Raw genomic sequence first — 19577 nt, 5'->3', positions numbered from 1 at the left:
CCGCAGCCTCCCCCCACGCCCGCGACACGGATGCGCCCACAGCCTCCCCCAGCGGCAGCTCCACCACCGCCTCCGCCAGCGCAAGACCCAGTGGGGGCGCCAGATCACGCCGCCCCCGCTCCTTGTACGCGAGCAGCAACCGCCGGCCCACGCCGCAGTAGCGGGCCAGGGAAAACACCCGCACCACCCCGGTCGTCGGCACCCGCGTGACCTCACGCACCGCGCCCCACACCACCCGGCAGCGGGCGCAACAAGGCTCGCCGCGCGCCCCGCACGCGGCGCACCGGCTCGGGATCACCAGGTCGAGCAGCTTCTCCAGCACACGGACAGTCTCGCGGCCACCACCGACAGTTTCGAACGTCCGACCGCCACCCACACGAGTGAAATCACCCCGGGTAGAACGGATCCGCGTCCTTCATCGTGTGCGCCTGCGGCCGCCACACCTCACCCAGCACCGACGCCGTCCACAAGCCACTCAAGTCGGCCACCACGATCTGGCGGCCCGGGGCCGCCGTCACGCCGTGGACCGGGGGCGTCAGGTTGGAGCTGTTGAACGCGTCCATGCGCTGGCCGTCCACCGTCACGCGGACCACCGGCTGGGACGAGGACTTCGTCACCGCCACCAGGTTGTCCTGGGCGACCCAGTCGACGTCGACCACGTCTTCGAGGTCGTGGGGCTGGAGGTGGCGGGGCTCGCGCAACGAGACCGAGTCGCCGACGCCGACCACCGAGGCCACCCACAGCTCGCCCTTGATCACCGCGGCCACGCGGGCGCCGTCGCGGGAGAACCTGAGCTCCGAGATCTCGCCCTGCTGGTTCAGGTCCGTCGCGTTGACGCCCAGCGCCGTCCAGACGCCGTTCTGGTTGACCACCATCCGGCCCACCGACAGGCGGTCGACCACCGTCCACACCTCACCGGTGCCGGGGCGCCACGTCGGACGGCTCAGGGTCGAGCCGCCGAGGGCCACCTGGGACAGGTCGCGGCCCATGTCGCCGATCCGCAGGCGGACGCCGCCGCCATCGCGTTCCACCACCGCCAGGCGCTTGCCGTCGAGGGACTGGGCCGCGCTCACCACGTCGTAGCCGCCGTTGCCGGCCGGGCCGGGGACCGGGGCGCCGTCGCCGAGGGAACGGACGCGGCCGCCGACCGTCATCAGGCCCGAGAGCTCCAGGTTGGGCGAGAGCGTCGCGCCGTACGCCGGCAGGTCGTTCAGGCGCCAGTCCGGGTGGTTCGGCACCAGCGGGGCGCCGTCGGCGAGGATCCGGATCCGCGCCGAAGTGACGTACTGGAGCGAAAGGACGATCTGCGCCGCGATGAGGTTCCGGGTGTCGTCGGACACCCCCGCCAGCCCGGTCAGCGGCACCACCAGCGTGCCGTCGTCGAGGCTCTTGACGTTCGTGTCGATCTCGACCGGCTCGCCGAGGAAGTTCTTCACCGCGCCGGCCAGGCTCGTCGACGGCCCGCTGACCAGCAGGTCCATCACCCGGCCCGGCAGCCCGGACTGCGGTTTCGCGACGACGTAGCGGCGGTCGGGGACGAACGTGTTCGACGACTCCGAGTAGAAGCTCACCGGGACCGGCGTGTAGTTCTCGCTGAAGTCGGACTCGGTCGCGTAGAGGTCGGCGGGCGGGTCGACGATCCGCCACTGGCCGTTCGCCTGCTTGCGCACCTTGACCTGCAGCAGCGCCGGGCTGAAGTCCGGCACGAACGCGTTGTTCTGGTCCAGCGTGCCGATGTCGCTCCCGCGCACGTTGACGACCTGGGTGTTCGGGTCGGGCTGCGGGTTCGTGTCGTAGACCGTGCCGAAGGTGTTCTGGATGATCGTCAGGCTGCGGCTCGGCCGCCAGCTCGCGCGGCCGGCGTCGTCGAGGTACGCGCGGGCGGCGGCGTTGTTCTGCCCCGGTTTGAGCGTCGCGCGGACGAACTCCCGGACCAGCGTCAGGGGGTCGAGGTCCGGCCGCGGCTCGGCCACCACGTCCCCCGAACCCTGGCCCTGGCCTTGCCCGGGAACGACGACGGGCTGCGATTCGAGCGGGACGTTCGCGCAGCCGGCGACCAGCACGAAACACAGCAAGGACACCAAAAGCCGTGACATGCGGGGCTTCGCCCCGAGCCGGGGGCTTCGCCACCCGGACCCCCGAAAAGATTGTGGTGTCACTGCCCGATTCCCTCACGTTCCGCGAAGATCGCTTCCGGCGCCGGCGTGACCTCGATGATCCCCAGCGGCACCTCCGTCGGGACGTGGTCCGGCGGCGGCAGGGTCAACGGCGAATCACCCGCGGGCACGTCCTGGCGGCGCGGCAGCAGCAGCCGGAAACAGGCGCCGTAGCCGGGTTCGCCCCACGCGTCGAGCTCGCCGCCGTGCAGGCGCGCGTCCTCCTGGCTGATCGCCAGGCCGAGCCCGGTGCCGCCGGTGCGCCGGTTGCGCGAGGGGTCGGCGCGCCAGAACCGGTTGAACACCAGGTCCGCTTCGCCGGGCCGCAGGCCGACGCCGTGGTCCCGGACCGTGATGGCGACGGCGTTCTCGTTCGCCCCGACGCGCAGCACCACCGGGCGGCCTTCGCTGTGGTCGACCGCGTTGGCGAGCAGGTTGCGCAGGATCCGCTCGACGCGCCGCGCGTCGACCTCGGCGATCACCTCGTCGTCGGGCAGCACCAGTTCGACCGAGCTGCCCGCGTTGCCGGCGATGACCCGCACCTGCTCGACCGCGCGGGTCGCGATCGGACGGACGTCGATGAACTCCGCGGCCAGCTCCTCGACGCCGGCGTCGAGCCTGCTGATCTCCAGCAGGTCGCCGAGCAGCGCTTCGAACCGGTCGAGCTCGTCGACCAGCAGCTCGGTCGACCGGGCCAGCCCGGCCGGGAACTGCTCGCGCGACGCGTGCAGCACGTCCGCGGCCATCCGGACGGTGGTCAGCGGCGTGCGCAGCTCGTGCGAGACGTCGGAGGTGAACCGGCGCTGCAGCCCGCCGAACTCCTCGAGCTGGCGGATCTGGCGCTGGATGCTGGCGGCCATCCCGTTGTAGGACACGGCGAGCTTCGCGAGGTCGTCCTCGCCGAGCACGGCGAGGCGCTGGTCGAGGTCACCGCCGGCGAACTGCTCGGCCGCCGCGGCGGCCGAGCGGACCGGCCGGACCACCTGCCGGGTCACCAGGTTCGTGATGCCCGCCAGCAGGAGCAGCAGCACGAGCCCGCCGACCAGCAGTGTGTTCTGCACGGTCGCGACGGTGTTCTGCTCGGTCGTCAGCGGGAAGAGCAAGTACAGCTGCAGCGGGCTCGCGACGGTGTTCAGCGGGATGCCGACGATCAGGTACGTCGTGCGCCCGCCCATCGTGTCCGGGACCGTGTGCTCGAGCCAGCTCATCTGGTCGGCCTCGACGAACTGGCGCAGCCGCGGCGGCACGTTCTCGAACGGGCCCGCGGACGCCGGCTCGTCGCCGGACTGGTCGTGGCCGCCGCTGGCGAGCACCGGGACGAACGTGCCCGCCGCCGACCCGGCCGCGTCCTGGCTGGTCGGTGTGATCGCGATCTTCTTCAGCGCGTTCTCGAGCCGGTTGGTCGTCGCGTCGCGCGCCTCGCCGCCGAGGCCGACCAGCTCGCCGGCCGCCGTCTCCGCCGCGGCGCGGGTCTGCGCGATCGCCGCGTCCCGCTTGGTGTCCAGCAGCCGCTCGGTGATCTGGTTCTGCAGGACCATGCCCAGCACGAAGACCACGGCGGAGGACAGCGCGAGCGTCGACACGGTGACGCGGAACTGGAGCGAGTGCTTCCACAGCTCGTTGAACGCGACCGCGCGCCGGCGCGCGAAAACGACGACACGCCGCACCAGGCGTGCCGTCGAACGCGCGAACGCGGGGAGCCGTCTGCCGGTCTCCCTGGTCATCGACTCATCACGGCGGGCCTGCCTTGTACCCGACACCACGAACGGTCAACACCACCTCGGGGTGTTCCGGGTCCTTTTCCACCTTCGAACGCAGCCGCTGGACGTGCACGTTCACCAGCCGGGTGTCGGCCGCGTGCCGGTAGCCCCAGACCTGTTCGAGCAGCACCTCGCGGGTGAACACCTGGCGCGGCTTGCGGGCCAGCGCGACCAGCAGGTCGAACTCGAGCGGGGTCAGCGGGATGGCCTTGCCCTCGCGGGTGACCTCGTGCCCCGGCACGTCGATCGCCAGGTCGCCGATGGTCAGCGACTCCGCGGGTTCGGCCTCCGTGCGGCGCATCCGCGCCCGGACCCGCGCGACCAGCTCCTTCGGCTTGAACGGCTTGACGACGTAGTCGTCCGCGCCGGACTCCAGGCCGAGGACGATGTCCACGGTGTCGCTCTTGGCGGTGAGCATGACGATCGGCACGCCGGACTCGGCGCGGATCGCCTTGCAGACGTCGATCCCGTTCATGCCGGGCAGCATCAGGTCGAGCAGGACGAGGTCGGGCTTCAGCTCGCGCAGCGCGGGAAGCGCGCGTGAGCCGTCGGCGACCACCGCCGTGTCGAACCCCTCCCCACGGAGCACGATGGTGAGCATCTCCGCGAGGGCGGGGTCGTCGTCGACCACGAGAACACGTGCCTTCATGTCCACATGTTCGCACTAGTTCCGGCGGCCGGACGCGCGACCCGCGTGTTTGACCACCAGAAAGATCAAGATCGCCACCGGCCTCTGCTCCATCCGGGTGCCGGTACCGGCGGCTTTGGACGGTCCGCGGAGGCCGCGCGGGTGTTCGGCGCGGCCTCCGCGGACCTGCGAGGCGAGTTCTGGGAAACGGCTGGCCGGATGTCGCGGCAGTGCGTGAAAGTTGCGCAGTGCGCTACTCCGTGCCCCGTGCGCAACAATCGGACCTCCCCGCCCGGTCCGTCAAGCGATTCGCCCACTCAGCCGATAGGAAACGCACGAAACGGATACTGTTGCGCTATGCGGAACCAGGACTCGGGCAACGCAACTCAGAGCCAGGTGCAGTCGGTCGACCGTGCGATCAGCGTGCTGGAGCTGCTCGCCCGCCACGGCGAAACCGGCATCACCGAGATCGCGGGCGAGCTGGGCGTCCACAAGTCGACGGCGTCGCGGCTGCTCAGCGTCCTGGAGTCCAGAGGGCTCGTCGAACAGCTCGGGGAACGCGGGAAGTACGCGATCGGGTTCGGGATCGTCCGGCTGGCCGGCGCCGCGACCGGGCGGATGGACCTGGCGAAGCTCGGCCGCGCGAGCTGCCTGACCCTCGCCGAGGAGCTGGGCGAGACGGTGAACATCGCGATCGCCGACGACGGCGTCGCCATCAACATCAGCCAGGCCCGCGGCGCGGCCGCGATCACCACGCAGAACTGGACCGGCCAGCGCACGCCGCTGCACGCGACGTCCAGCGGCAAGATCCTGCTGGCGTACATGGGCGAAGCCGAGCGCAAGCGGGTGCTCAAGCGGAAGCTGGAGCAGTACACGCCGCGCACGACGGTCGAGCCGGACGAGCTGCTGTCCGAACTGGAGCGGGTGATCGAAGACGGCTACGCGGCTTGCTACGAGGAGCTGGAACTCGGCATGCACGCGGTCGCCGTGCCGATCCACGGCCCCGGCGGTGACGTCGTCGCCGCGATGAGCGCTTCCGGTCCGGCGTACCGGCTTTCGAAGCAGCGGGTGAAGCAGGTCGTGCGCCCGATGACCGAGGCGGCGGACGAACTTTCCGCGCAGCTCGGGTACTTCCGGGACTAGGCGTACAGCCGGGCCATCGCCGCGACGGTCTTTCCCATGTGCGCCACCAGTTCCGGCGGCGCGAGCACCTGCGCGTCCGCGCCGAGCCGCAGCAGCCCGGTGGCCGCGTGCGGCACGCTTTCCAGGGGTACGCGGGCGCGGCGCCAGCCCTCGGCGTCCTCGGGGCCGAGCGTGCGCGAGACGAGCCGGGCGGCCTTCGGGCCGAGGACGTCCGGCAGGGCCGCGATCCCGGCCGGCGTGAGCCGGACGACGGCGGTCTCGTCGATTTCGCTTTCCTCGTACCGTTCCACGTGCGCGCGCCAGAAGTCCGCGAGCTCGAAGCCGGCCGGCCGGGTGAAGTGTTCGTCGAGCGGCCGCAGGTCTTCGACGTTCGAGACGCGGTAGGTCCGCGGCTCCGGCCCGGCGACGAGGTACCAGACGCCGGCCTTCAGGACGAGGCCGAGCGGGTGCAGCCGCCGCGTCACGACGCCGGGAGACGGCGACCAGCGGCGGTACCGGACCTCGACGACCCGGTCCTGCCACAGCGCTTCCGCGGCGGCGAGCAGCCGAGGCACCGGGTCTGCTTCGCGGTACCAGCCGGGCGCGTCGAGGTGGAAGCGTTCCCGGATGCGCAGCGACGCGTCCCGGTACGGCGTCGGCAGCGCCGCCATCAGCTTCAGCTCGGCGGCCGCCACCTGCGCGCCGAGTCCCAGTTCGGCGGCCGGCTGCGGCAAGCCGGTGAGGAACAGCGAACCCGCTTCCCCTTCGGTCAGCCCGGTCAGCCGCGTCCGGTAGCCGTCCACCAGCTGGTAGCCGCCGTTCGGGCCGCCTTCGGCGTAGATCGGGACGCCCGCGGCGGCGAGCGCTTCGACGTCGCGGTACACCGTCCGCGCGGTCACGCCGAGCTCCGCCGCCAGCCGCGCGGCGCTCAGCCGCCCGCGGTTCTGCAGCAGCAACACCAGGGACACCAGCCGGCTCGCACGCACCCGCCGGAGTTTGCCGGCTACCACTGACAAAAGGTGTCAGTGGTGCGGCCCCAAGCTCTTCCTCATGAACGACTTCGACTTCTTCATCGGCTCCTGGACCGTCACGAACCGACGGCTCGGGACGCTCCTCGCCGGCAGCGACGACTGGACCGAATTCCCCGGCACGTCGACCTGCTGGTCCCTCTTCGAGGGCCGCGGCAACGTGGACGAGATCACCTTCCCCACCCTCGGTTCCCGCGGCTGCACCCTCCGGCTCTTCGACGTCGAGCGCGAAGAGTGGTCGCTGTACTGGGCCAGCAGCCGCGACGGCTTGCTGCAGCCGCCGGTCACCGGCGCGTTCAAGGACGGCCGCGGCGACTTCTACGGCGACGACACCTACGAGGGGACGCCGATCAAGGTGCACTACGCCTGGACGGGCACGACGACGGGCTCGCCGCGGTGGGAGCAGGCGTTCTCCACCGACGGCGGCCGGACCTGGGAGTCCAACTGGGTCATGGAGTTCGCCCGCGCTTGACAAGCGCGTCGCGCACCACGCACGTTGTTGCCGAGGGCGCAACTTCGGAGGGTGCCATGACGCACTACGACGTCATCGTCGTCGGGCTCGGCGGCATGGGCAGCGCGGCCGCGTACCGGCTGGCGCAACGCGGGCAGCGGGTGCTCGGCATCGACCAGTTCGCGCCGGTGCACAACCGCGGGTCGAGCCACGGCGGTTCGCGCATCACGCGCCAGGCGTACCTCGAGGGGCCGGAGTACGTACCGCTCCTGCTGCGCGCGCACGAGCTGTGGGGTGGCCTCGAGCGCGACAGCGGACGGCGGCTGTTCACCCGCTGCGGCGGCGTCATGGTCGGCACGGCGGACTCGCGGACGATCACCGGCAGCCTGGCCTCGGCGGCGGCCTTCGCCATCCCGCACGAACTCCTGGACGCGCGGGAAGTCCGGCGGCGGTTCCCGACCATGGCGCCGTCGCCGGACGAGGTCGCGCTGTACGAGCCGGGCGCCGGGCTCGTGTCGCCCGAGGGCAGCGTCGCGGCGCACCTCCAGCTCGCCGCGCGCAGCGGTGCCGAACTGCACCACGAAGAGAAGGTCTTCACCTGGAGCACGCCGGCCGGCGGGGTGCGCGTCGGGACGTCGCACAACTACTACACGGCGGACCGGCTGGTGCTGTGCCCCGGCGCGTGGGCCGGCGAACTGCTGCGTGACTTCGGCGTCGAATTCACGGTCCGGCGGCAGGTGCAGTACTGGTTCGCGCCTTCGGGCGGGGTCGAGCCGTTCCAGCGGCACCCGGTGTACATCTGGGAAGGCGAGGACTACACGTTCTACGGTTTCCCGGCGCACAACGCGCCCGCGGACGGCGTCAAGGTCGCGTTCCACAGCGGGGGCGGCGTGTGCACGCCCGAGGGCATCGAGCGCGCGGTGACCGGCGACGAGGTCCACCGGATCGCGACGGCGGTGAAGCGGCACCTGCCGACGCTGCCCGGCGCGTTCCTCCGCGCGGCGACGTGCATGTACACCGACACCGCCGACGAAAGCTTCGTGCTGGCACCACACCCCTCCGAAGAACGGGTCGTGCTCGCCTGCGGCTTTTCCGGCCACGGCTTCAAGTTCGCGCCGGTGGTCGGCGAGGTTCTCGCGGACCTGGTCGTCGACGGCACCACCCCGTACCCGATCGAGCGGTTCGACCCGGCTCGGTTACTGGCCTAGCACCGTCGTCGCGAGCGTTTCGTGGTCGACACCGGCGACGCCGTCCAGGACGTGCCACGGCGCGAGCCAGCCCGACGCGGCCAGCTCGTCGTACACGGCGGCGCAGCGCTGCTGCAGGCCGTCGTCGGTTTCGAAGGCGTCGCGCTCGCGGTCGGTCTCGGCCGCGGCGCGGCGTTCGGCGCGCTCGGCCGCCACCGCGGGCGCGACCCGCAGCAGCAGGTGCGCGTCCGGTCGGGGCAAGCCGAAGCGGTCGACTTCCAGCTCCCACACCCACCGCACGACGTCGCCGGTCGCGTCCTGGCGCAGCCGCGCGGCCGCGTACGCGGCGTTCGAAGCGACGTACCGGTCGAGCAGGACGACGTCGTGGGCGTCCCGCAGCGCGCGGATGTCGTCCGCGGCGCCGCTGCGGTCCAGCGCGTAGAGCACGGCCATGCCGTACACCGAGTCGGCGAGGTCGCCGTGCCCGCGGTGCAACGCCTCCTTCACGAGGTCGGCGTGCACGCTCTTGCCGTAGCGCGGGAACGCCAGCGACGCGACGCTCGCACCCTGGGCGCCCAGCGCCGCCGTCAGCCCGTCGGTCAACGTGCGCTTGCCCGCGCCGTCGAGCCCTTCGATGACCACCAATCGACCCACGGGCGCAACAGTAACGGTGGTGGACCGGCGGGCTCGGTGGAAGGGGATCGACGCCGAGCCCGCCGGTTCGTCTATGCGGTGTGCCGCCGCAGGTGGAACACGTAGCCGGCGCCGCTCACCGCGAGCACGCCGACGAGGATCAGCAGCGGTACCCAGCCGGTGTCGTGGCTCGGCGCCGCCGGGCCGCCGTCGCCGCGGGGCATCACCTGGGACGTGGCGTCGTAGCCGCCGGCCTCACCGTCGCGGGCGTAGGCCGAGCCGGGCAGCTTGTCGGCGTAGCGCGCGCCGACGGTCCGCTGGTAGTCGGCGACGGTGACCGCAGTCCCGCCCGCGAGGGGCGTGAGGCGGCCGTCCCGCACCGCGTACCAGGCGTCGACCTGGGGCTCGTGCAGGAGCTGGGCTCCCGCGGGCAACTGCCGGGCGTACGCGCCTTCGACGTCGCCCGAAGCGATGTTGCCCACCTGCCAGGCGCCGTCGTCGCCGCGCACCGACCAGAGCGTCGCGGTCCGGCCGTCCGACGCCTGGGCGGGGACGGCGAAGTAGGCGAAATCACCCGGCGCCGCGCCCGGCTCGCCCGCGACGAAGCCCGGCGACAGCTCGTAGACGGGGTAGGCGTCCGGCGCGATCTTCACCGTGACCGGCCCCCGCGCGTCCGGGGCCTGTGCGAAGAACCGGACCAGCGTGTCCTGGAGGTTCGCGGCCGCGGCGTGGGCGGCCACGGCGTCGGCGCTGCTGATGCCGGCGGCCTGGGCCGCGCCTGACACCGGTGCCGTCATCAGCAGCGCCGCGCCGGTCAGCACGGCGAGGACCACCACTCGCCTGCTCATCGGGCGATCCCGGTGAGCGTGTGCGTCCAGGAGAACGACGGATTGTGCCGGTAGAACCCGTAGGTCGACCAGTTGTAGCGCTTGGCGGGGCCCGGATCGCCCCAGAACACCCAGTCGCCGCGGGTGTCGTAGCCGTAGACGACGTGCGAGTGCCCGCCGCCCGAGCGGAAGCCGACCCTGGTCTCCACCGGCCGGTCGGCCGCGGTCTGCGCCCGGATCGCCGCGTAGGTGATGGGCCGGTCGAGGTAGCGGCCCGGGGAGGTGAACCCGAGCCGGGCGAAGGCGCGCTGCGGGTCGGCGAGCGTGCCGGGGAGGTTGGCGCAGTCCCGGCCGGTCTCGCCGTGCGCGAGCCGGCAGAACTCCGGCTGCCCGACGGCGGCACCGTGGAAGGCGGCGATGGTGCTGCCCGCGCCGGCCCAGCACCACTGGCTCTTCTGCTGCACCTGCATCACGATCTGGTTGCGGTAGGTCGAAGGCACTCCGGGCGCGGCTCCGGCGGTGACCGGGGCGACCAGGCACATCATCAGGCTCAGAGCCAGTGCGGCTTGCACCTGCCTCGACTTCACCAGCACGGACGGCCTCCTGCTCGAACGTGGGCGAACCAGCGGTGGTCACAACGGTGAACAACGTGGTCACCCGGAGCAAGAACGCCATCCGGAGGAACGGACCGTTCCGGGGGACAGCCGGAACGCGGAACAGTCACCATTACGTGGCCAACCACCCTGAACGGGGGTCGGCCGGGGCACTCTACGCTGCTAACGTGAACGTTCCGCGGTGTTCACGCCCAGCGCACACACTGGTCGGGTGAAGGGACGAGCGGTGGCACAAGACGGGAACCTCCCACTGATCATCGATGGCGCCCGCACGACCCGGGCATCGGTAGCCGAGCTGCCCAAAGAGCTGACCGAGGCGCTCCGCACGGGCGAGTTCCACCACGCCTTGAGACTGGCGATCGCTTACCGCGGCCTCTCGCTCGCGCGGCTGCGCGCGCACCTCGCGCTGCGCGGGGTCCAAATCGGACAGTCCACGTTGAGCTACTGGCAACGCGGGCTCCGCCAGCCCGAGGTGCCGAAGGCGCTGCCGGCGGTCCGGGCCCTCGAATCGGTCCTGCAGCTGCCCGCGGACGCCTTGGTGGTGCTGATCGGACCGCGCCTGGTCCGCCGCGGCCACCAGCCGGCGGCGTCGTTCCACGACCTGCGGTCCGGCGACATGGGCTCGATCGTGGAGGACCTGCTCGCCGAGCTGGGCGCGTACCCGTCGTCGAACCACTACAACGCCGACCTCGAACTGCTGTCGGTCCACGACACGATCACGTTCGACGCGGAGCACCGCCAGGTAAGCCTGCGCACGCGGCTGGTGACCCGCGCCCGCCGCCACGGCCCGGACCGCTACCTGACGGTGTACAACGGCGACCCGGGCTGCCGCATCGACGACGTCGAGCTGATCACCGACGAGGGCTGCCGGGTGGGCCGCATGCGCCGCAACCCGGACGCGGACACGATGGCGACCGAGTTGCTGTTCGACCGCAAGCTCGCCGAGGGCGACATCCACGTGTTCTGCTTCGAGGTCCGCGACGATTCCGGTTCGGCGTCGCCGGGGTACTACCGGATGCTGCGGGACCGGTGCGCGAGTTACCTGGTGCAGTTGCGCTTCGACCGCAACGCGCTGCCGGCGCGGTGCACGCGCCAGGTGCGGGCGCGCGACGACGCCCTGCCGGTGGTGGCGGAGGAACTGGCGTGCGACATGGGCGGGGTGAGCAGCGCGTTCTTCAACGACGCGGGCCCGGGGCTGGCCGGCGTCGCGGTGGAGTGGAACTGAGCGTCGCTTTCACGTGAAAGCGACGCCAGCGGCCGCGGTGTCTGGCGCGACTTCGCTTTGGCGAGCACACGACGGCGGGCGGCTTCGGCGCGGCACGGCGTTTGCGGGCTGCTTCGATTTCGGTCGCCCGCTCGGTAACCGCGTACTGGAGCGCCCGCTGGGCGGCGGTGCCGATGCCCTCGTCGTCGTTGGTCCGCTTCGGACGCCGCGCCAGGGAACCAGGCCGTCTTCGTGGATTTCGTAGACGCCGACCCGGAAGCGGCCGTCGTGGGACAGCGTGAACACCCTCAGCCTGGCGCCACCGGATTCCCTTGCCGGGCACCAGCCCCGTTGCGCCGCCCGGACTACGCGGGTCCGCCGCCGATGCCGAGCTCGTTTCCCTCCGGGTCGCGGTAGATGATCTTGCGCACACCGTTGTCGTAGGTCTCGCGGTCCGCGGGCTCGATGCCCCGCGCGGAAATCCCGGCGACGCGCTCGTCCAGGTCCTCGACGAAGAGGGTGTGCATGGCGAGACCGGCGCGCTCGGGCCGGAGCACGACGTAGACCGAGCCGTGCGGCGTGACCTCCCACAGGACCTCGGTGTCGTGCACGATGAACGTCGGCGGGGAACCGAAGAGCTGTTCGTACCAGGCGACGGCGCCGGCGAAGTCGCGGACGGCGATCCCGGCGAAGAGCTCGACGCTCACAGCACCTCGAATCCGTTGGCCTTCGCGGCATCGGCCTGGCGCTCGTCGCGGGTGACGAAGGTGACCGGCTCGCCTGCGGTCAGTTCGGCGGTGTCGTGCATCGCGACCGCGATGTGGATCGCGTCGAGCGTGCGCACCGGGTGGTTCTCGGTGACCAGCCGCCGGGCCGCCGCGAAGATCCGCCGTGGCTCCAGCGGGATGACCCCCAGCACCGTTCGGGCGTCCTCGTCGAACTGGTCGAGGAAGCGACGGGCGTCCGGAATTCGCCCGGTCCGCTTGGCCGCGGTGATCGCGCTGGCGAACTCCAGCCGGGTCAGCTCGCTGGTCAGCACGCGGTGGTCACCGTCGATCAGCAGTTTCCGCAGCTCGGCGTGGTCGGGCTCGTCGGTGAGATAGGCCCCGACCACGGCGCTCGTGTCGGCGTAGAACACGGTCACTGTTCACCCCTGGTCCAGTCGAGCGCCTCGCTGACGGCAGTACCCCAGCCGCGCGAGAGTTCCTCCAGTTCGTCGTGGCCCGGCGGCTCACCTTCGGGCTCGAAGGTGATCAGCTTGCCTTCGGCAACCAGGCGCTGCTTCCATTCGGCGCGCGTCTCGGTCTTGGCGACCGCACCTCGCAGCAGCTCGGTGACCAGTTCGTTCATGCTGCGCCCCTCAGCTTCGGCCTTCGCCTTCAACCGGGCGTGCAGCTCGTCGTCGATCCTCGTGATCAACTGCTTCACCCCACCATGATAGCGCGTCACCCATTCGAGCTATCACTGTTCACAACGCAGAACAAAGGGCCGCCCCGAACACTTTCGGGGCGGCCCTCACCAGCCAAAACGCGGAAAACTCAGTACCGGTAGTGCTCCGGCTTGAACGGGCCTTCGACGTCCACGTCGATGTACTCGGCCTGCTCCTTCGTGAGCTTCGTCAGCTCACCGCCCAGCGCGTCGAGGTGGATCTTCGCGACCTTCTCGTCGAGTTTCTTCGGGAGGCGGAACACCTCGTTGTCGTACTCCTCGTGCTTGGTGAACAGCTCGATCTGCGCGATCACCTGGTTGGAGAAGCTGTTCGACATCACGAACGACGGGTGCCCGGTGGCATTGCCCAGGTTCAGCAGCCGGCCCTCGGACAGCACGATGATCGTGTTGCCGTTCGGGAAGATCCACTCGTCGACCTGCGGCTTGATGTTGATCCGGCGGATGCCCGGGTACCGCTGCAGGCCCGCCATGTCGAGCTCGTTGTCGAAGTGGCCGATGTTGCCCAGGATCGCCTGGTGCTTCATCTTCGCCATGTGCTCGACCAGCACGACGTCCTTGTTGCCGGTCGTCGTGATGACGATGTCGGCCTCGGGCAGCGCGTTCTCCAGCGTGCGGACCTGGTAGCCGTCCATCGCCGCCTGCAGGGCGCAGATCGGGTCGATCTCGGTGACGACCACGCGGGCGCCCTGGCCGCGGAGGGACTCCGCCGCGCCCTTGCCGACGTCGCCGTAGCCGCACACGACCGCGACCTTGCCGCCGATCAGGACGTCGGTGCCGCGGTTGATGCCGTCGATCAGCGAGTGGCGGATGCCGTAGCGGTTGTCGAACTTCGACTTCGTCACGGCGTCGTTGACGTTGATCGCCGGGAACAGCAGCTCGCCGGCCGCCGCGAGCTGGTAGAGCCGCAGGACGCCGGTGGTGGTCTCCTCGGTGACGCCGCGGATGCCCTCGCCGATCTTCGTCCACTTGCCCGTGTCGGCCGCGACCGACGCGCGCAGTAGCTCGAGGAACACGCGGAACTCGTCCGAGGTGTTCTCGTCCGGGGTCGGGACGACGCCGGACTTCTCGAACTCGGTGCCCTTGTGGACGAGCATCGTGGCGTCACCGCCGTCGTCGAGGATCATGTTCGGACCCTCGCCGTCCCAGGTGAGCATGCGCTCGGTGCACCACCAGTACTCCTCGAGCGACTCGCCCTTCCACGCGAAGACCGGGACGCCCTTGGGCTCCTCGGGCGTGCCGTGCGGGCCGACGACGATCGCGGCGGCCGCGTGGTCCTGCGTCGAGAAGATGTTGCAGGAAGCCCAGCGCACCTCCGCGCCCAGCGCCACCAGCGTCTCGATCAGCACCGCGGTCTGCACGGTCATGTGCAGCGAGCCCGACACGCGCGCCCCGCGCAGCGGGTAGACCTCCGCGTATTCGCGGCGCAGCGCCATCAGTCCGGGCATCTCGTGCTCGGCGAGGCGGATCTCCTTGCGGCCGAACTCGGCGGCGGCGAGGTCGGCGACGGCGAATTCGATTCCGTTGCGGGTCTCGTGCCGCTTCGCAACGCTTTCGGGGGGCATAGTGGCGATTCCTCCAAGACTCGATGACACCGGAACACTACCGTTGTCCGCTCGACCTTCCCTAGAGCGGTTAGGAGACCCTTACCGTGCCGATGCCCGGCCCGGACACCCGTGTCGTCGAAATCCGCGTCGCCGGCCTCGTGGGCACCAGCGGGGAAACGCTGCTCGACGCGGTCGCGACCGTCGACGTCGCCGGCGACGGACTGGGCCGGGTGATCCGCCCGGCCGACCGGCTGCGGCGGCCCGCGCCCGGGCCCGTGCTGCCGGCACTCGGCCGGACGATCCCGCGGACCCTCGAAGGCTACCTGTGGCACGGCATGACCTCCGGGGGCGCCGCCAAGGCCACCTGGGCGCTGCTGTTCCCGTTCTCGCTGGCGAACGTCGCTTTCTGGATGCTGCCGCCGCTGCCGGACCGCCGGTTCCCGGGCGCCGTCGGCGCCGTGTGCCGCGGCCTGCTGCGCGTCGGCGCCCTGCTGCTGACCATGCTGCTGATGGGCCAGCTCGCGGCGATCGCGCTCGACCTGTTCGCCACCCAGTGCCTCGCGCCCGGCTCGGGCTGCCTGCCGGTGGTCCCCGACGTGATCCGCACGGTGCCCGCGCGGATCGCGCTCGGCGTCGTGCCGCTGCTGGCCGTGATCTTCGTGCTGCACCGGATCTCGTCGGCGACGTGGGCGGTGCACGCCGACGGCGACCTCACCGGCGGCCCGCTGCGGATGCGCGCCGACCCGGAGACGCCGGCGCTGCGCTGCCTGCACACCGTCGCGGCGCTGGCCTCGGTCGCGTTGCTGCTGCTGGGCGGGCCGTTCCGGGTGCCGGGCGACACCTTCGGCCTGGTCGTCTGGATCGTCACGCTGGCCGTGGTGCTCGCGGTCGTCGTCGCGGCCGCGATCGGCGTCGACACCGGCCGGTTCGCCCGGCCCGGCGTGCTCGCCTTCGCGAGCCTGCTGGTCGTCGTGGCCGCGGTGCGCCTGCGCCCCGGGACCGGCCCGCTGCCGGGCACGAACGGCGTCGTCGAAGGCCTCGGCGCGGCGCTGGTCGCGGTCGCGGTGCTGTTCGCGCTGGTCCTGGTGCCGGCCGCGCTGCTGGCCCGGCCGAGCTGGCGGCACAAGCCACGCCGGCTGCGGCCGTGGCTGGGCGGCTGGGCGGCCGCGCCGGTGCTCGCGCTGGCCGGGTTGCTCGGCGGCGGGTTCGGCGCCGGCCTCGCCGAAGCGCTCCGGCGGCTGTCCGGCGCGGAACTGCTGCAGGTTCCTGACACGTACCTGCTGGTCACGGTGCTGTGGGGCGCCGGGCTGGCGCTGGCCGCGGTGCTCGCCCTGCTGGGCTTCGCGGTCGCCGTCCCGCTGCGCCGGCTGCGGCGCGGCGTCCCGGAGATCGTCGAGCTGATGGAGCACGACGAGCGCCAGGAAGCCCAGGCCGCGGCGGCGTGGGCGCGCTCGGCGTGGGAACGGCGGCACCTGCACCACCTGGCCCTCGCGGTGGCGTCGGCGATGTCCGCGGGCGGCGCGGCGCTGCTGGTGCTGCGCTTCGGGTTCGGGCTGGTCCCCGGCTGGTTCAAGCCGTTGTCCGCGATCGGCGTGGTCGCGCTCGGCGCGCTGGCCGCGGGCCTGCTGCGCGTGGTCTACACGGCCGCGCGCACCCCGCAGCGCAGCCGGCACCTCGGGGCGCTGGCCGACCTCGTCTGCTTCTGGCCGCGGGCGGCGCACCCGACGGTCCCGCCGTGCTACGCGCTGAAGGTCGTCCCGGAACTGGCCGCGCGGGCGCGCGAGCACCTCGCCGAACCGGGGACGCGGGTGGTGCTCTCCGGTTACAACCTCGGCAGCCTGCTCACGGTCATGGCGGCCGCCCGGCTCGCGGCCGAGCTGCCGGCGGCGGACCTCGAACGCGTCGGCGTGCTGACCGCCGGGTCCCCGCTGCAGTGGGGCTACCAGCGCGCGTTCCCGGCGCTGCTGCCGCAGGAGTCGCTCGAGACGCTGTTCGCCGACCTGGACGGCCGCTGGCGCGCCCTCTGCCGCGGCACCGACATCTTCGGCGGCGGCGTGACGACCTGGCGGCACGAGGTCTCCGACCGGCAGCTCTTCGGCGTCGGCTACCAGCCCGAAGGCGGCATCGGGCCGCTGAAGGCGAAGGCCGACGAGAACGGCGTCCTCATCCTCGGCGGCGACCACTGGCTGCCGGACCCGCTGCGCGGCCCGACCGGGCGGCACCGCTGGGCGCCGGGGGTGCTCCGGCACCAGGACTACGTGGTGGACGCGGAGTGGGACCACGCCGTGGCGATGGCCGCCGGCCTCGGCAAACCTTCCGGCGGCGAACAGGGCTTGCTCTTCGGCGACTTCCCCGGAAAGCCGTGAAGGCCACTTTCGGGAACTCGTAGTTCCCGAAAGTGGCCTTCACGGCACTTCGCTGAGGCTTACTCGGAAGCCTTGCGGCGGAACTTCAGCAGCGCGAGCAGACCGCCACCGGCGACCAGCAGCAAGGCCGCGATCCAGATCAGCCAGCTGTTGTCGAAACCGGTGTTGGCCAGGCCGCCACCGGTGCCCGACTCGTTGCCCGCCGGGACGGCGGCCGGAGCGGTGGTGCTGGTCGGCGCGACCGTCTCCGAGGACGCCGGGGCGCTCGGCTTCGTGGTCTCGGTCGGCTTGGTCGGCCGCGTCGGCGCCGTGGTGGTCTCAGTCGGCTTCTCGGTCTTCGTGCCGCACAGGTACCACTTCTCGATGTCGGCCTGACGGCCGTTGCGGCTGAACGGCGCGCGCAGGTCGTTCCACGGCGCGGCCTTGTCGAGGCCGCGGGCACCCGGGGTGTAGTCGTTGAAGCCGTCGTCGCCACCGATGACGACGATGCGCTTGACCGTCACGCCCTCGTTGACCTTCGAGATGTTGAGGCGGTTCTTGACGATCTTGAAGTCGACGTCGCTCTGGCTGAGGTCGGTGCCCTCGGCGCACGGCGTCGCCTTGCCCGGCGTGGGGTGCGGGCGGTTGTCGTCGCTGTGGCAGGCCAGCGCGGAGCCGGCGGTGCCGATGAGGGCAGCGGTGGTCAGCGCCATGACCGCAACGGCGCCGCGGAAGGTACGTCTGCGCATAGGGGAACTCCTGTACCGGCGGGGAGGACAGCACTTGCGAAATCTGTGGTCGCGGCACCACTGAGCGTGTAACCACACTGCTGTAATTCACCCGTCAGTGGCACGCGGAGGAACGAAAGGTATCGCACGTCACTTGACCCTTTACGTGGGGTCCCCCTTTGGGCGCGCAGAGCAAGATCCTTTTAACTCGTTCGTGACCGGCCGTTCCGTACCATGCGCACGCGAAAGCCCCGCCGACCTGGGCAATCCGGTCGACGGGGCCTTCTCGTGCGGATCAGGCGTCGAGTTCCTTGACGGGGTCGCCGGTGCCGCCGTCGGCCTGCCGCTTGCCGAGCAGCGAATGCCGGCGGCTGTAGGCGAAGTAGATGACCACGCCCAGCACCATCCAGGCGACGAACCGCAGCCAGGTCAGCACGGTCAGGTTCAGCATCAGCCACAGGCAGGCCAGGATCGCCAGGATCGGGATGACTGGCACCAGCGGCACCTTGAACGCGCGGGGCAGGTCCGGGCGCGTCCGGCGCAGGATGAGCACGCCCGCCGAGACGAGCACGAAGGCGAACAGGGTGCCGACGTTGACCATCTCTTCGAGCTTGTCCGCCGGGAAGAAGCCGGCCGCGAGCGCGACCAGGCCGCCGACGATCAGCGTCGCGCCCTTCGGCGTCCCGTGCTCGCCGGTCTTCGCCAGCCGGCGCGGCATCAGGCCGTCGCGCGACATCGCGAAGATGATCCGGACCTGGCCCAGCATGAGCACCATGACGACGGTGGTCAGGCCGGCCAGCGCGCCGAAGGAGATGATGTTGGCGGCCCAGTCGACGCCGTTGTCGGAGAACGCCGTGGCGAGCGTCTTGTGGCTGCCGTCGCCGGCGTCGGTGGCGAGCTTCTTGTAGTTCGTCATGCCGACGACCACCAGCGACACGGCGACGTACAGCACGGTGACGATGGCCAGCGAGCCCATGATCCCGCGCGGCACGGCCTTCTGCGGGTTCTTGGTCTCCTCGGCGGTGGTCGCGACGATGTCGAAGCCGATGAACGCGAAGAACACCAGCGAGGCGCCGGCGAGCAGGCCGAAGACGCCGAACGAGCTGCTCGCGCCGCCCGCGATCAGCGAGAAGAGCGACTGGTCGACGCCGGTCTGGCCGGCCCCGCCGGTCTCACCCGGCGGGATGTAGGGCGTGTAGTTGGCGCCCTTGATGTAGAAGATGCCGAGGATGATCACGAACAGCACGACGGCGACCTTGATGCCGGTGATCACCATCGACACCCGCGAAGACAGCTTCGTGCCCAGCGCCAGCAGCGTCGTCAGGACCACGACGACGAGCAGCGCGCCCCAGTCGACGGTCACGCTCCCGATGTCGAACGTCGTCTTGCTGCCCTTGCCGAAGAGGTAGCCGAGCACCGTCTCGAGGTAGACCGACCAGCCCTTGGCGACCGCGGCGGCGCCGACGGCGAGTTCGAGGATCAGGTCCCAGCCGATGATCCACGCCATGAACTCGCCGAACGTGGCGTAGGAGAACGTGTACGCGCTGCCCGCGACCGGCACGGTCGAGGCGAATTCCGCGTAGCAGAGCGCGGCCAGCGCGCAGGCGATCGCCGCGAACACGAACGCCAGCGAGACCGACGGGCCGGCGTAGTCACCGGCGGTGCGCGCGGTCAGTGTGAAGATGCCGGCGCCGATGACGACGGCGACGCCGAACACCGTCAGGTCCCAGGCACTGAGGTTCCGCCGGAGCTTGGTGTCCGGCTCGTCAGTGTCCGAAATGGACTGTTCGATCGATTTAGTGCGCCACAATCCCGTTCCGGGCACCGTTGACCTCCTGCGGCTGAACTGCGTGTATCGCGGTACGTCACCCTAACGGGTCACGTCCGTGACGGCTCGCCGA

The 19577-nt window shown here is 71.2% G+C and carries 18 protein-coding genes and 1 pseudogene; 5 read left to right on the top strand and 14 right to left on the bottom strand.

The window, feature by feature from the left end:
• From AB0B33_RS00500 to mtrA, 4 genes and pseudogenes are all read right to left on the bottom strand, one after another.
• Window positions 1-322 (bottom strand): annotated as a pseudogene (locus AB0B33_RS00500) (hypothetical protein); the annotation flags it as partial.
• Between the two features lie 64 nt (window positions 323-386).
• The gene (locus AB0B33_RS00495) at window positions 387-2096 is read right to left on the bottom strand and encodes an LpqB family beta-propeller domain-containing protein (RefSeq protein ID WP_360765022.1); all 1710 of its coding nucleotides are present in this window, start codon (window positions 2094-2096) and stop codon (window positions 387-389) included.
• A 59-nt stretch (window positions 2097-2155) separates the two neighbouring features.
• Window positions 2156-3880: an MtrAB system histidine kinase MtrB gene (gene mtrB / locus AB0B33_RS00490; RefSeq protein WP_360765019.1), complete on the bottom strand. Its 1725-nt coding sequence runs from the start codon at window positions 3878-3880 to the stop codon at window positions 2156-2158.
• Window positions 3881-3887: 7 nt separating this feature from the next.
• Window positions 3888-4565, bottom strand: coding sequence for an MtrAB system response regulator MtrA (gene mtrA, locus AB0B33_RS00485; protein WP_005150760.1), 678 nt, complete (start codon window positions 4563-4565; stop codon window positions 3888-3890).
• Window positions 4566-4901: 336 nt separating this feature from the next.
• On the opposite strand from mtrA, the gene AB0B33_RS00480 reads away from it, so the two are divergent.
• Entirely contained in the window at window positions 4902-5687 is a 786-nt protein-coding gene (locus AB0B33_RS00480) for an IclR family transcriptional regulator (protein WP_247018832.1), read from the top strand.
• Here the strand turns inward: AB0B33_RS00480 and AB0B33_RS00475 are convergent.
• Window positions 5684-6652: a WYL domain-containing protein gene (locus tag AB0B33_RS00475; protein ID WP_360765015.1), complete on the bottom strand. Its 969-nt coding sequence runs from the start codon at window positions 6650-6652 to the stop codon at window positions 5684-5686. The genes AB0B33_RS00480 and AB0B33_RS00475 overlap by 4 nt on opposite strands.
• A gap of 64 nt (window positions 6653-6716) precedes the next feature.
• Between AB0B33_RS00475 and AB0B33_RS00470 the strand changes: the two genes are divergently transcribed.
• Together AB0B33_RS00470 and solA are read left to right on the top strand one after the other, a co-directional pair.
• Window positions 6717-7166, top strand: a complete 450-nt coding sequence (locus AB0B33_RS00470; RefSeq protein ID WP_360765012.1) for a hypothetical protein — start codon at window positions 6717-6719, stop codon at window positions 7164-7166.
• 56 nt (window positions 7167-7222) lie between these two features.
• Entirely contained in the window at window positions 7223-8353 is a 1131-nt protein-coding gene (gene solA, locus AB0B33_RS00465; protein ID WP_360765009.1) for an N-methyl-L-tryptophan oxidase, read from the top strand.
• Here the strand turns inward: solA and AB0B33_RS00460 are convergent.
• The 3 genes from AB0B33_RS00460 to AB0B33_RS00450 all read right to left on the bottom strand — a co-directional run bounded on the left by AB0B33_RS00460 (window position 8342) and on the right by AB0B33_RS00450 (window position 10385).
• Window positions 8342-8974, bottom strand: coding sequence for a dTMP kinase (locus tag AB0B33_RS00460; RefSeq protein WP_360766181.1), 633 nt, complete (start codon window positions 8972-8974; stop codon window positions 8342-8344). The two genes, solA and AB0B33_RS00460, sit on opposite strands and share 12 nt — an antisense overlap.
• A gap of 83 nt (window positions 8975-9057) precedes the next feature.
• Window positions 9058-9813 carry a hypothetical protein gene (locus AB0B33_RS00455; protein WP_360765006.1) on the bottom strand — a complete coding sequence of 252 codons (756 nt, stop codon included), beginning with the start codon at window positions 9811-9813 and terminating at the stop codon, window positions 9058-9060.
• Window positions 9810-10385: a papain-like cysteine protease family protein gene (locus AB0B33_RS00450; protein WP_360765003.1), complete on the bottom strand. Its 576-nt coding sequence runs from the start codon at window positions 10383-10385 to the stop codon at window positions 9810-9812. The genes AB0B33_RS00455 and AB0B33_RS00450 overlap by 4 nt, the downstream gene beginning before the upstream one ends.
• Window positions 10386-10632: 247 nt before the next feature.
• Between AB0B33_RS00450 and AB0B33_RS00445 the strand changes: the two genes are divergently transcribed.
• Complete coding sequence (locus AB0B33_RS00445) at window positions 10633-11631, top strand: hypothetical protein (protein ID WP_103341215.1); 999 nt, start codon at window positions 10633-10635, stop codon at window positions 11629-11631.
• Window positions 11632-11975: 344 nt separating this feature from the next.
• Here the strand turns inward: AB0B33_RS00445 and AB0B33_RS00440 are convergent, their stop codons facing one another.
• The 4 genes from AB0B33_RS00440 to ahcY form a co-directional block, all read right to left on the bottom strand.
• Window positions 11976-12317: a VOC family protein gene (locus AB0B33_RS00440; RefSeq protein WP_360765000.1), complete on the bottom strand. Its 342-nt coding sequence runs from the start codon at window positions 12315-12317 to the stop codon at window positions 11976-11978.
• On the bottom strand, window positions 12314-12754 hold the full coding sequence (locus tag AB0B33_RS00435; protein WP_360764997.1) for a type II toxin-antitoxin system VapC family toxin: 441 nt from the start codon (window positions 12752-12754) through the stop codon (window positions 12314-12316). The genes AB0B33_RS00440 and AB0B33_RS00435 overlap by 4 nt, the downstream gene beginning before the upstream one ends.
• Window positions 12751-13038, bottom strand: a complete 288-nt coding sequence (locus AB0B33_RS00430; protein WP_360764994.1) for a toxin-antitoxin system HicB family antitoxin — start codon at window positions 13036-13038, stop codon at window positions 12751-12753. Before AB0B33_RS00430 ends, AB0B33_RS00435 begins: the two co-directional genes overlap by 4 nt.
• 110 nt (window positions 13039-13148) lie before the next feature.
• The gene (gene ahcY / locus AB0B33_RS00425) at window positions 13149-14621 is read right to left on the bottom strand and encodes an adenosylhomocysteinase (protein ID WP_247018819.1); all 1473 of its coding nucleotides are present in this window, start codon (window positions 14619-14621) and stop codon (window positions 13149-13151) included.
• Between the two features lie 92 nt (window positions 14622-14713).
• Here ahcY and AB0B33_RS00420 point away from each other — a divergent pair, with 92 nt between their 5' ends.
• Window positions 14714-16969 (top strand): hypothetical protein, encoded by a 2256-nt coding sequence (locus tag AB0B33_RS00420; RefSeq protein ID WP_360766178.1) that lies wholly within the window; start codon window positions 14714-14716, stop codon window positions 16967-16969.
• A gap of 59 nt (window positions 16970-17028) precedes the next feature.
• Here AB0B33_RS00420 and AB0B33_RS00415 read toward each other — a convergent pair whose 3' ends face one another.
• Together AB0B33_RS00415 and AB0B33_RS00410 are read right to left on the bottom strand one after the other, a co-directional pair.
• The gene (locus AB0B33_RS00415) at window positions 17029-17697 is read right to left on the bottom strand and encodes an LPXTG cell wall anchor domain-containing protein (protein ID WP_360764991.1); all 669 of its coding nucleotides are present in this window, start codon (window positions 17695-17697) and stop codon (window positions 17029-17031) included.
• 274 nt (window positions 17698-17971) lie between these two features.
• Entirely contained in the window at window positions 17972-19501 is a 1530-nt protein-coding gene (locus tag AB0B33_RS00410) for an amino acid permease (RefSeq protein WP_247018815.1), read from the bottom strand.
• Window positions 19502-19577 lie beyond the last annotated feature (76 nt).

It is taken from the genome of Amycolatopsis sp. NPDC049159 (genome assembly GCF_040648295.1).
GTDB classification, from domain to species: domain Bacteria; phylum Actinomycetota; class Actinomycetes; order Mycobacteriales; family Pseudonocardiaceae; genus Amycolatopsis; species Amycolatopsis pretoriensis_A.
The sequence above is the reverse complement of the archived record's forward strand: the minus strand, read 5'-3'. Positions and strand labels throughout refer to the sequence as shown.